General features: G+C 25.1%; 21 protein-coding genes. 13 read left to right on the plus strand and 8 right to left on the minus strand.

Going from position 1 to position 11,882, the window contains the following annotated elements:
* Window positions 1-321 precede the first annotated feature (321 nt).
* Window positions 322-501 (plus strand): hypothetical protein, encoded by a 180-nt coding sequence (locus tag C6B38_RS04755; protein WP_105298845.1) that lies wholly within the window; start codon window positions 322-324, stop codon window positions 499-501.
* A gap of 11 nt (window positions 502-512) precedes the next feature.
* Here C6B38_RS04755 and C6B38_RS04760 read toward each other — a convergent pair whose 3' ends face one another.
* The 7 genes from C6B38_RS04760 to C6B38_RS11120 all read right to left on the minus strand — a co-directional run bounded on the left by C6B38_RS04760 (window position 513) and on the right by C6B38_RS11120 (window position 6,303).
* Window positions 513-3,335 carry a cation-translocating P-type ATPase gene (locus tag C6B38_RS04760; RefSeq protein ID WP_233485535.1) on the minus strand — a complete coding sequence of 941 codons (2,823 nt, stop codon included), beginning with the start codon at window positions 3,333-3,335 and terminating at the stop codon, window positions 513-515.
* 365 nt (window positions 3,336-3,700) lie between these two features.
* Window positions 3,701-3,994, minus strand: coding sequence for a hypothetical protein (locus C6B38_RS11110; RefSeq protein WP_233485536.1), 294 nt, complete (start codon window positions 3,992-3,994; stop codon window positions 3,701-3,703).
* A 44-nt stretch (window positions 3,995-4,038) separates the two neighbouring features.
* Window positions 4,039-4,503, minus strand: a complete 465-nt coding sequence (locus C6B38_RS04770) for a GNAT family N-acetyltransferase (RefSeq protein WP_233485537.1) — start codon at window positions 4,501-4,503, stop codon at window positions 4,039-4,041.
* 176 nt (window positions 4,504-4,679) lie between these two features.
* Complete coding sequence (rpmG, locus tag C6B38_RS04775; protein WP_004028258.1) at window positions 4,680-4,829, minus strand: 50S ribosomal protein L33; 150 nt, start codon at window positions 4,827-4,829, stop codon at window positions 4,680-4,682.
* Between the two features lie 234 nt (window positions 4,830-5,063).
* Window positions 5,064-5,726, minus strand: a complete 663-nt coding sequence (locus C6B38_RS04780; protein WP_233485538.1) for a hypothetical protein — start codon at window positions 5,724-5,726, stop codon at window positions 5,064-5,066.
* On the minus strand, window positions 5,674-5,871 hold the full coding sequence (locus C6B38_RS11115; RefSeq protein ID WP_233485539.1) for a hypothetical protein: 198 nt from the start codon (window positions 5,869-5,871) through the stop codon (window positions 5,674-5,676). Before C6B38_RS11115 ends, C6B38_RS04780 begins: the two co-directional genes overlap by 53 nt.
* A 33-nt stretch (window positions 5,872-5,904) precedes the next feature.
* On the minus strand, window positions 5,905-6,303 hold the full coding sequence (locus C6B38_RS11120; protein WP_233485540.1) for an ATP-binding cassette domain-containing protein: 399 nt from the start codon (window positions 6,301-6,303) through the stop codon (window positions 5,905-5,907).
* A gap of 375 nt (window positions 6,304-6,678) precedes the next feature.
* Here C6B38_RS11120 and C6B38_RS10030 point away from each other — a divergent pair, with 375 nt between their 5' ends.
* The 11 genes from C6B38_RS10030 to C6B38_RS04825 all read left to right on the plus strand — a co-directional run bounded on the left by C6B38_RS10030 (window position 6,679) and on the right by C6B38_RS04825 (window position 10,933).
* Window positions 6,679-6,834, plus strand: a complete 156-nt coding sequence (locus tag C6B38_RS10030; protein WP_162475877.1) for a hypothetical protein — start codon at window positions 6,679-6,681, stop codon at window positions 6,832-6,834.
* A 384-nt stretch (window positions 6,835-7,218) separates the two neighbouring features.
* Window positions 7,219-7,416: a hypothetical protein gene (locus C6B38_RS04790; RefSeq protein WP_146693314.1), complete on the plus strand. Its 198-nt coding sequence runs from the start codon at window positions 7,219-7,221 to the stop codon at window positions 7,414-7,416.
* A gap of 94 nt (window positions 7,417-7,510) precedes the next feature.
* Entirely contained in the window at window positions 7,511-7,645 is a 135-nt protein-coding gene (locus tag C6B38_RS11905; protein ID WP_255401072.1) for a hypothetical protein, read from the plus strand.
* A complete protein-coding gene (locus C6B38_RS04795) occupies window positions 7,635-8,051 on the plus strand; it encodes a hypothetical protein (protein ID WP_105298848.1) in 417 nt (138 codons plus the stop codon). The genes C6B38_RS11905 and C6B38_RS04795 overlap by 11 nt, the downstream gene beginning before the upstream one ends.
* Window positions 8,052-8,215: 164 nt before the next feature.
* On the plus strand, window positions 8,216-8,398 hold the full coding sequence (locus C6B38_RS04800; protein WP_105298849.1) for a hypothetical protein: 183 nt from the start codon (window positions 8,216-8,218) through the stop codon (window positions 8,396-8,398).
* 433 nt (window positions 8,399-8,831) lie between these two features.
* Window positions 8,832-9,245 carry a hypothetical protein gene (locus C6B38_RS04805; protein WP_105298850.1) on the plus strand — a complete coding sequence of 138 codons (414 nt, stop codon included), beginning with the start codon at window positions 8,832-8,834 and terminating at the stop codon, window positions 9,243-9,245.
* Window positions 9,246-9,287: 42 nt separating this feature from the next.
* Window positions 9,288-9,419, plus strand: a complete 132-nt coding sequence (locus C6B38_RS11910; protein ID WP_255401073.1) for a hypothetical protein — start codon at window positions 9,288-9,290, stop codon at window positions 9,417-9,419.
* 126 nt (window positions 9,420-9,545) lie between these two features.
* Complete coding sequence (locus tag C6B38_RS04810) at window positions 9,546-9,980, plus strand: hypothetical protein (protein WP_105298851.1); 435 nt, start codon at window positions 9,546-9,548, stop codon at window positions 9,978-9,980.
* Window positions 9,981-10,018: 38 nt separating this feature from the next.
* Window positions 10,019-10,441: a hypothetical protein gene (locus C6B38_RS04815; RefSeq protein ID WP_105298852.1), complete on the plus strand. Its 423-nt coding sequence runs from the start codon at window positions 10,019-10,021 to the stop codon at window positions 10,439-10,441.
* 17 nt (window positions 10,442-10,458) lie between these two features.
* Window positions 10,459-10,740, plus strand: a complete 282-nt coding sequence (locus C6B38_RS04820; RefSeq protein ID WP_071937173.1) for a hypothetical protein — start codon at window positions 10,459-10,461, stop codon at window positions 10,738-10,740.
* Complete coding sequence (locus tag C6B38_RS04825) at window positions 10,721-10,933, plus strand: hypothetical protein (protein WP_105298853.1); 213 nt, start codon at window positions 10,721-10,723, stop codon at window positions 10,931-10,933. The genes C6B38_RS04820 and C6B38_RS04825 overlap by 20 nt, the downstream gene beginning before the upstream one ends.
* Before the next feature lie 37 nt (window positions 10,934-10,970).
* On the opposite strand, the gene C6B38_RS04830 is transcribed toward C6B38_RS04825, so the two are convergent.
* Window positions 10,971-11,468 (minus strand): lipoprotein, encoded by a 498-nt coding sequence (locus tag C6B38_RS04830; protein WP_105298854.1) that lies wholly within the window; start codon window positions 11,466-11,468, stop codon window positions 10,971-10,973.
* 185 nt (window positions 11,469-11,653) lie between these two features.
* Here C6B38_RS04830 and C6B38_RS04835 point away from each other — a divergent pair.
* On the plus strand, window positions 11,654-11,882 hold a 229-nt coding region (locus tag C6B38_RS04835; RefSeq protein WP_146693315.1), incomplete at its 3' end, for a hypothetical protein.

The following is an 11,882-nucleotide window of genomic DNA, read 5'->3' on the forward strand; positions in this document are numbered from 1 at the left end:
GTTAATATTAAATTGTCTTGGTCTAACTCATGGATAAAAGTTTATCGTTGAAATGGAGAAGAAAATAAATCTCCTAGTTTAGATATTGATAAAGATGGAAATGTAATTGTTAAAGAATAACAAAAAGACATTTTTTTTATTTTTTTAGAGTAATTTTAGTAGTGGCATTTGTAGCCATAGATAAATAACCTCAAATATCACCAAACAATGTTATTTCCCTATCTTTAAAAAATATTTTTAATATGATATTAATAATACTTAATTTGATATTTGATAAGTTTTATTATTTTATCATAATTTGAAAGCGAGGATATCTAAAAAATGCAAGACTTTACTAAAATTAATAATAAAAAACGAATTACTAGTTATGAACATTTAAATAAAAAATATGACTTAAATTTTAGTGACTATAATTTTGGTTTTGACTGAGAAGTATTTAAAGACTTTTTCGGGGATAGTTATTCCCGTTATATAATATTTTCTAAAAATTATTTGTTTTAACAACGATTGGTTTATAATTTTCTTATTTTAACTTTCCCAAGTTTTTGCAAGTGTTGTTTTAACCCATGATGTCATCAAAAATGACAAGCATCAGTTATCACAATAATTGTCACAGGAATCATTGCCATTGCTAAACAAGCAGGGATAAAATATCAATTATTTAAATTATAAACTTCTAAATCATTTAAATTTAATACTTTATTATTAATTCAAGGAATAAACAAAATAATAATATTTAATAAAACTGCTCCTATTGCGGCATAAATTAATGGGCGATTAATAATTGGGGTAAAGCGTTTTTTTATTTTTCAATTTGTTAAAGTAACAGTATTAACAAACATACTTGGTGCACAAGTTAAAGCAATAAAAATCCCTGTCCGTCCAAAATCAGAAATTTGTAATTTCATTTCAATTGTAATATTTGGATAACTACTTCGTAAAAAATCAAAAACTGTTTGATAACCATAGGCTTCGTATGCCTGAGCAGGAACGAAACTCATTCCAAAATAATAAGCTCCAATACAAACACTCGTTGTTAGAATAGTAATCCGAATCATTGGTCCTCAAATATTTCGAAATAAGGGATTTTTCCCTTGAACTAGTTTAATTGTCATTAATGTGTCATCATTATCCGCCATTCCAATACAAATTGCTAAAATTGATTCAATAACTAAATTCATTCATAAAATATCAGTTGCTTCTACTGGTGAAACATGATTAATTAAGGATAAAATAAAAATTGATAAAACATTTGCTAAATTAACCCCAATAACAAAAGTGATTGCCCGTCGGATTTTTTGATAAACATTGCGCCCTTCATTAACTCCTTTAATAATTGTTTCAAAATTATCATCCGTTAAAATAACATCCGCTGCTTGCTTTGCAACATCTGTTCCGGTAATTCCCATTGCTACCCCAATATCCGCTTTTACTAAACTTGGAGCATCATTAACACCATCACCTGTCATTGAAACAAGATAATCTTTCTGTTGTAAAATATTAACAATCCGAACTTTATGTTCAGGATTAACTCGAGCAAACACTTTAATATTATCAACAATTCGAATTAATTGCTCATCCGTCATTTCATTTAATTGTTCAGAAGAAATTACTTCATATTCTGAATAAGCTAAGTCTAACTCCTTAGCAATTGCTAGAGCAGTTGTTGCATGATCACCAGTAATCATAACAACTTTAATTCCAGCAGCGTGTGCTTTTTTCACTGCTTCAATAGCAGATAAACGAACAGGGTCAATCATTCCAACTGCTCCTAAAAAAATTAAATTTTTTTCTAATGCTTCAGGGGCTTGTTCATCATCAAAGTTAGTATTATAAGCAAACGCTAACACCCGTAATGCTTGCGCTGATAAATTATCTGCTAACTTTAATAACAGTGCTTTATCTTGCTTAGTTAATCTTAGAATTTCATTCTGAATCATAATGCGATCACAACGTTCTAATAAACTATCCAATGCTCCTTTTGTAAAAGTTGTACTAACCCCTTCAATAAGATTTAAGGTAGACATTAGTTTCCGTTCAGAATCAAAAGGAACCTCATCAATTCGTTCTCATTTATCACGTGAATCTTGTTCATCATAAGCAAATAATTCAGCATAATCAACTAATGCTAATTCTGTTGGATCACCAATTCGTTCCTTGTCTTCAGTAACACTATCATTACATAAAACTAATGCTTTCAAAAATAAATCCTGGTGCTGATCAAGACCACTATTAATGTATTTATCAGCATTAATTACATAATTATTCATAATTACTTTTTTAACTGTCATTTTATTTTGTGTTAAAGTTCCTGTTTTATCAGTACAAATAACATTGACACTACCCAATGTTTCCATACTAGCAAGTTTCTTAACAATCACATTTTGTTTCGCCATACGTTTGGTTGAAAATGATAAAGTAATAGAAACAACAGCTGCTAATGATTCTGGAATAACCCCAATTGCTAAAGTAATCGCCACCATTAAATAATTGGTTCATCCATTTTTATTACCATTAAAGTATAATGCTAAAAAGATAACAATAGTAATAATAAAACTTAATCCAGCAATTCAATAAGAAAACTTTGTTAGTTTTTTTTCTAAATTTGTGGCAGTTTCTTCTGTTTCATTAATTGTTGTTGCAATTTTTCCAATTTCTGATTGTTGACCAACCTTAATAACTACACCAACTGCTCGCCCAGCTGTAATAAAAGTTGACATAAAAGCAATGTTTTTCATTTCTGCCAAAATTGTTGTTGGTTCAATTGGATAAGCTGTTTTATGAACAGGAACACTTTCCCCAGTTAAAATTGCTTCATCAATAAATACATCAGATTGTTCAATAATCCGTAGTTCAGCTGGAACATATTTTCCTGCTTCCAAAATAACAATATCGCCAACTGTTAATTCATTAGCTGGGGTTTCTTGCTGTGAATCATTTCGAATTACTACCGCTTTTGGCTTTGATAGGGATTTTAAAGCTGCCATTGATTTTCGCGCTTTTACTGTTTGAATTGTTTCTAAAATTGCATCAAGGATAACAATTGCAGCAATTACTGAAAAATCAATAAAATACTCACCCTGAACTTGTCAATTATTTCCAATCATTGGTGCAATTACTGATATTACAGCTACTACAATTAAAATTAATTGAATTGGTTCAATTAATGCTTTACCAAAAATAACATATCATGGCGTTACTTTACTTTTTGGTAATTCATTTTTGCCATATTGTTTTTGCCGAATAATTACTTCTTCTGAAGTTAAACCAGTTTCAAAATTAGTTTTTAAATTAGTTTCTAAGTTGCTATTAGTCTGGGATATATATTCTTCCATCATTAATGACCTTTCTATTTTATTGTTTTATTAATTATTATACCTTAAAAATATTATTTTAGAAAAGTTATTTTTACTTCAATCATTAAAAGTTAAATCAGAAAAACTATTTCTTTCTTGAACTAATTTTTCTGATTTAACTTTACTTAAAATTATAAATTTTGATGTCGCTTAGCAAGATTTGTTTAGTTAATACCAAACATTGAATAATAAGGATTTCGTAACTTTACTACGCCTTGCCCCATCTGATTATAATTGTTTGAAGCATTACGTAATAAATTAATCCTTTGCTTTGTTAATTCTAATAAATTACCTTGACTAAAAAAGGCCGATTTTGATAAATATTTGTTACTTGTTGTGGTTTTTTATTTTTTACTATTATTTGTTTCTTTTCTTTTTTTTGTACTTTTATTAATTTTTTGCAAACTAAGTGCTTGTTTTTTCTGCTGGGTTTGACTTACTGGACGAGCATTATAATTTGCTTTAATCTTAATATTATATTGTTGTCGCATTAAATTTAAAATTGTTTCTTTTTGAGTAAAAGTTAATTTTGTTTTTACTTTTAAAATTCGTTCAATTGAAAGAAAATTTAATTTTAGTGAATTTAAAAATTTAAAAGTCTTTAACACTTTTGGATCTAAATTTAATTTGGTCAACATTACCCACCATTCCTTTTAATGGATATACTATACATTTTTTTCTATTAAATTAAAAATATTTTTTCATAAAATAGGTTAAAATTTCTTGTTGAGAATAGATATGAACATTTTTCTTCACTGCAATGTAATGATACTTTTGAAAAAAAAGCAACAGCTGGTAAAAAAGCATCAACAGTAATATCTAAAAAACCATTTTTCTGTGCTTCTAATTCTAATTGTTTAAGCAATTTTTTGCCAAAATATCATCCTTGATATTCAGGATCAACATATAAATCAGTAATTTGATTTTGTTGTGCATGATAAGAACCATAACCTAAAATTTTATTTTCAAAACTAATTACATATCCTATTTCGGCTTCTAATGTTTTACAAAAATTATTATTTTGAAAATATTGTAAAATAGCTTCTTGTTCTAAAAGATTATAATCATCAATATTAATTTTCTTAATTGTTTTTTGTCTTAATTGATTAATTTGGTCTTGATCAACAATTGTAGCTTTTCGAATCATTAGTTCTTCCTTCCTTTCATATTTTTACTTGCTATTTTAAAATAATTAAAAACACATATATGAAAATAATGTTATCTACTTTATCTTAATCATAACATAAAAACCGTTAATCAAAGCAAGATGTTAAGTCTAATCTTTGATAAAACTAATTTTAAAAAATAACTCATTTTAATGAGTTATTTTTTTTCTTTATGTAAAGTATGTTGGTTACATTTTGAACAATATTTTTTCACTTCTAATTTGTCTTGTTGTTTCTTTTTATCACGCTTTGCAATATAATTTTCTTCTTTACATTGTTCACAACGTAAAATTATTCCTTCACGCATTTGTTTATTCCTCTTTTCTGCTTAAATCCTATTCTTCCCAAATTTTACAACAAGTATATCATAACAAAATAATTTAAATTTGCCAATTATTTTCGGCTCTTTCCTTATTTTTTTTAATTATCTCAACGAAAAATTCGAATAATTAATCATATTAAGAGACTGGTTAAAACAAGAAAACCCAGCATAACACCACAGCTAATACTTAAGCCCTTGATTGATAAAATTGCCTCTTTATTAATGTGTACCAAATAAAGGCGGAATAAAAGCAACAAATAAGAATGAACCTCCAACAAATAAAATTGTTAAAATTGTCGTTACTATTGATTGCATTGTTCGTGAATTAATTAAGATAACAGCAATAATCATTAAGGCAATTGCAAAAGCAGAAATAAAAATTAAAATAATGAAAAACAAAAGAACAATTAAATTATACGCAACAGCAAAATTAATCTTTAACACCACATTAATTATGAAACTAGTAATTAAAACTAGGAAATCAGCAATTATTACTAATATAAAACAATAAGCGTAAACAATTAAAACAAAACCTAATGGTTTAATTTCCAATAATCCAATTCGTTTATATACAACGGACATTTTTAAATCAATTAAAAATCCCATTAACATATATACAGCAACACTTGTCCCAGTTACAATAAAAGTAACACCAATTGATAATGCCATCACATTTGATCCTTGTCGGTAGTTAACAAAAATTGCTTGACAAAGAATTGCGATTGGAATTAACACTACTGAAAAAATTAAAACCATTTTTTGACGTCGTAAATAACTTAGAAAAAAACGATATAGTGCTGATAAATTAATTTTTTCATTAATTAATCAACTATTTTTTATTTTTATCGATGTATTTTGCTCAGTTTTTTGCTCATTTGTCATGTTTGATTGCTCCTATTCTATAGCCTTGTTTATAAGCACCAATTTGATATTCTTTGAATTGATCTTTGACAAAAGCTTCAACACTACCATATTTGGCAACAACATCAACTACTTTTGTTATTTTTGTAATTTCTCCTGCAACCATAAAAATCAAAGTATCACAAAACTTCTCAATTTCTTACATATTATGGGAAATTAATAATAATTTTTTATTTTCATTTGCTAAAAAAATACTTAAAATTTCATATATTTTATCTTTAATTTCTAAATCTAATCCAGTTGCTAATTCATCAAGAATAATCAAATCCGGATCAACAATTAATGCTAATAAAATATTAATTTTTTGTTGTTGTCCTCCGGATAATTTTGAAATATCCTTGTTCATTCTTTTTTCAATTTGTAAATTTAGTAAAAATTGATAAATCTTTTCTGGTGAAATTAATAAATTATAAGCTTTTAAATACAAATTCAAAATATCATAACCAGTAATGCCACGAAAATATTTTGATTCTTGTAATTGCATTCCAATCCGAATTCCATATTTTTTCTCACTACTACCATTCGAAACACGACGCAATTGGGATAAAATTTCACATAAAGTTGTTTTCMCCCCGTTCCGTTCGGTCCAACAACCCCAATCCGTTCTCCTTTTTGCACAGTTAAACTAACAATATTTTAAATTTAAACAATTTACAATTAAGAGGTAAATTTACCCTATTATTTAACAATAAAGAATATAACAGCATTTTATCTGGGATAATTTTAGAAAGCAATAAAAACAAAATTACTCTAATATTCGGCCAAGTAAGATTATGATTGAACAAGGTTTTAACACTTATTAACTAATATGCCCCTTAAAACAAGTAATAAAGGTATTTACAAGCAATTATATTTTATATATATTTTATATAATTAATGAGAAAAAATAGAAAGAATATAGGTAAATATTAAAATGATTTACTATAAATGAGGTTTTATAAATAAAAATGGCAAAAAAATGACTAAAAAAGATTATGAATTATTAGAATCTAAATTTGATGAATGAGAACAAGATATTTATAAGCATAAAGAATTAATGGAAAGTTTAAAAGCATTAGCAGATACATAATAAAAATAATAAAAAAAGAGATTTAATATCTCTTTTTTTATTTATAGTATCGCACAGACTATTGACTGGCAAGGTTTCTTTTCTTTATTTAAACTTGCAAGTAGAACCTAGAATAACTCGCAACATCACTTGCTATTTAATTATAGCATGTTTTAGGTTTTTATTATATAATTTAATTAATAAAGAAAAGGTGATTAAGATGAAAGAAACTATGTTATCAAAATATTTAAATGTATCTCCAATAGAAGCAAACAAAATAGAAATGGCAGTTTTATATTTATTAATTAATTGCAAAAAAAATTTATTTTTAAAACATATATATATAAATTTATTGCATCTTTAGAAATAGAAGCAGCCAAAAAATATGCAAACCATTTCTTTAAAATGGATTTTGTAGCATGAGAAATGGGCCCTGTTCCTATTAGTTTTTTTAATTATGTAGAAAAATATAAAGGAAAATTTTTATATTTTAAATATTTAACAGAAGAAGAAACAAAAATTAAGTTTTATTTAGAAGATAAAAAAATAATTGTAAAGAATTTAGTTGAGATTATTTTTCAGAAGAAGAAACAAAAATATTAAAATATATAACTACTATTTTTATTTAATATTTACGCTTTCAAAAAACAAATGATGTTATTGAATATACTCATTATTCAAAATCTTGGCAAGATGCTTGAAAAAAAGCAGTCAAAGAAAGAAAAAAACATATAATTTAGATTTTTCGTTAGATATAAACACCGATGAATTAGATGAATCAGAAAAAGATGAAATAATTAAATTATATAAGGAATTTAAGTATGGTAATTAATAATAAAAATTGTTCATATGTTATTGTTAATTCTGATACCACGGTATTTATTAGCGGAAATCCTAAAAAATCTTATTTGTTCCCTTTATTTATTACAGAAGAAAAACAAATATTTTTTATTAGAATGACAAGTATATTTCCTAAAAGTGAGGAAAAAAATTATGTTGAAATTTTAAATTGAAATGAAATAGAAAAATTAAAAAAGACTACTTATATTAGATTTGATAAAAACAGAAATGACATTCACAGTAAATGTGAAAATAAAATAAAAAAATATGAGTATATTTATGATGAAAAATTAGAACAATATAGAGAAGAAATTTTAAGAAAAGCACTTAAATGTATTTATATTCAACCAATATATTATAAATATATAAATGAAGAATTAGAAAAAATTAAAAAATAAAACAAAAACACTGATTTGATTGTAATTTTAATTCTTATTTATTTGACAAATAATTTTAATGACGGTATCATCACGACGACAATAAATGATGGGGTTAATTATTATTGTTAAGGCTGGTGTTTTTTTATGTTAGATAATAATGAAAATAATAAGGTGGTTAAATTATGGCAATAGTTTTAAAAACATTTCCTAATTGTAACGTAGAAGCGTGTGATGATGGAATTATCCAATATTTTTTTGCTAGTTTTTTTGTTAAAAATAAAAATATTATTTTTTTAAACGAAGAAAAAAAGTTAATAAAAGGCACCTTGGAAATAAAGTTGTTTTTAATCAAACATATATATTAATTTATGGGCGAATTATTGAAATTGAAGAAGAGACAGGATATGAATTACAAGCAACCAGTGGAAATTTAATTAAAAAAATTATTTTTAATATTAATTTAAGAACAAAAAAGAATGAAATTAAAACATTAACAAACGAATTATTAAATGAAAGTAATTTATCATGAGAAGATATTAAAAACGAAGAATGAAGCTGTGATATTGAATTATTCACCTATCAATTACAAAATAACACAATTTACAATATAAAAGAAAATCAAAAATATTGAGAAGACTTAAAACCACACACAAAACTAAACAACAATCTAAACAATAATTTTAACAACATTGAAGAAACAATGAATAAAAAAATGATTGCTAACAATACATTACATTCTGAGTGAGATAAAATATCCAACAAATTAGAAAAAAAATATTTATAAAAGAGAGGTAAAAAATGGCATTTAGATTTATAACATTTGACAATACAGAAGATTATTTAACAGACCGCGACCAAGCAATATACTATGATTTTTTATTAAGAAACCAAACAATTCCCTACTATGCTAATAAAGAATTAAGCAATAAAAACGCTATAAACTTATTAGGTAATAGCGATAATTATAATGAAGAAATGTTAAAACTATGTGATAACAATTCAACTGGTTTTTTATTTTACGGATTTGGCGAACAAGAAAACTTAGAAGCAGAATTCAAATATGAAGACAACGGAATTCAAGTAAAAATAAAAACAAAAAAAGGAAACAAAGAAATACCATTTTTTTATTTAAGCATTTGCGGAAGAATGATTAAAGTAGAAAACAACACCACAAACGATATCAACGACTTAATACCATATGCAAAAAACTAAGCAGAAACAACAACAACAATATTTTTAACAATTAAAATAGATATGTCAAAAGCACCATTAGTATATCCAATCCCCGATATAGACAACCCAGATGAAAACTACCAATATATTAATAAAAATTTTATTGAAAGTTTAGGAGAAAACAAAAGCGAACAAATTGAAAAATTAACATAATTATTAGAACAATGCCCCATTAACACTAAAATTGAGGAAGTTGAACCAAGCAAAATTGACAATAAATTCTATTTTGAAAAAACCAACAAAGAAAAAAACAAACCATGAAAAAATATTAAAAGTGCCATGACTTGAAACGATAATTCAAAAACAATAGCAACAGCTATAATCGATAACATTAATCAAGTAAATGATTTTAAATACCAAGCAATTTATCAAAATAAATGTGCTAGCGAATATTTTGTATGAACAGACAAAGGAAGATTAACCCAAGATAACTTAAACACAAGACATAAAGACGGAATTTATGAATTCCCTATTCTTAGTTTTAATTTACCCCTAAAAGGCGAAAAAATAAAATCCTTTAATTGAGAATACACCGCACGAGTCCCCATTCGTTATCAATCAATCAAAGACCCTAACAATTTTATTAATTTTTGCGAATATGCCCAAGAAAAAAAGGAAGAATTCAATAAAAAATGAACCAAAGAAATGGAAAAAATGGATCAAAAAACAGCACAACTAGACAAAAAAATTAAAGAAATGCCCTACAAAAAATAGAAAGCAGTGCCAAATATGTCAAAAACAGATTAAAAGAAATGACACCAGACGAAAAACCATTTAATACAGTTGATAATAAATGATATTTTGTTATATGAAGAGGACTAAAATTAGATGAATGAATAGTAAAAAAATATAAAAATTTTGGTTTAGACAGAAGTAATACTTTAATAGATAAATCAAAAAGTAATGCAGAGTTGCATAGAGTAAGTCATGATTTACATACAATTGCAAATAAAGAATATAGTGCTTGAAGTAAAGATAATGGTACATATTTTAAAGCAGTTTATCGTTGAAATGGCGGAGAAGAATGATCACCGATATTAAAATATGATGGTGGGATGATTAAATTTTGAGTATGAAAAGATTTTAAAACATGAGATAAAGCCCAGCGTGGTATTGTGACAACAGTCGCTATTGGTTTGCTATCGTTTGGAAGTTGAGAACCATTAATTTGATAATAAGGAGAATAAAAAAAATGAGTGAAACTATTTTAGAAATTATTGTTTTGGTTATATCACTTTTTACTGGTGGAACAACGGGCATAACGGCAACTATTTTGAGCAAAAAACAACAAAAAATAAGAGATGAAAACAAAGAATTAAAAGAAAAAATAAACGATATTAAAATTGAAATTAATAATATTAATACGAAATTAGATGTTATTACAATTATAAATAATAAATTGGCTAATAACAACAAAATAAATATCAGACAAAAAAACAAGGATGGTAATAAAAATGAAAAAGAAAAAGACTAAGTTATTTTTTCTACGATTAGCATATTGAATAGTTCACGGCTTAACATTGGGATTGCCAATTTTATTCACTGAAATTAATAAACTAATGCTAAAATTAAAAGAAAAAATTAATAATGAATGTATTTTGTTAGATGAAAATAAAGAAGATAATATTAATGACATAATTAAAAAAGATTATGAAAAAGAAAATTAAATAAATTAAAAAAAGCAATTTAGTAAAAATTGCTTTTTTATTCGCCATTAACTTTTACATTACCATTATCATCAATAATTAAGTTAGGCTCATTAGTATCTAAATTTCAACGATAAACTGCTTTAAAATATGTACCATTATCTTTACTTCAAGCACTATATTCTTTATTTGCAATTGTATGTAAATCATGACTTACTCTATGCAACTCTGCATTACTTTTTGATTTATCTATTAAAGTATTACTTCTGTCTAAACCAAAATTTTTATATTTTTTTACTATTCATTCATCTAATTTTAGTCCTCTTCATATAATAAAATAATATTTATTATCAATTTCATTAAATGGTTTTTCTTGTGGACAAATTCATTCTAAGTTTTCTTTTATTTCTTTGCAATTTGTGTATATTTGGTTTTTTTGTTTTAGTTGTTGTAATTCATCTTCGTTATATTGTGGTATATTATTACAAGCAACTAGACTTGTTGTGCTTGTTCCTAGTAATGTAATTGCTCCTAAAAAACTTAATCTTTTTTTCATAAAAATCTAGTCCTTTCTTGATATTTTATTTATATAAAAATTATATAATGAATTATGCAAATTTAATGATTATTTATTGAAAATATAATTAAAATATTAAAATGTAAACTAGTAAAAAATAATATTTATTTTGATAATATATTAGTAGTATAAAACAATTTTAATTTTAAGAAAGGAAATAAAATATGGTTCAAAATAAACCATCATTGAGTTTAAAAATAGACAAATATTTACAACTTTATAAACAAAGTTATATATTATCAGTTAAGGGGCTATCTCTTTTAGAAATACTAGAAAAATTAATTCTTAAAGAAGAAGCAAAAAAAGAATATGAAGAATTTGTTGATATAGCTGCTAAATTTATAAAAACATTGTGAGAAGAAGATAAATTAAAAAAAGAAATTAATTTTTATT

Origin of the sequence: Spiroplasma sp. ChiS (assembly GCF_002968355.1) — a bacterium.
Taxonomy (GTDB): Bacteria; Bacillota_I; Bacilli_A; order Mycoplasmatales; family Mycoplasmataceae; genus Spiroplasma; species Spiroplasma citri.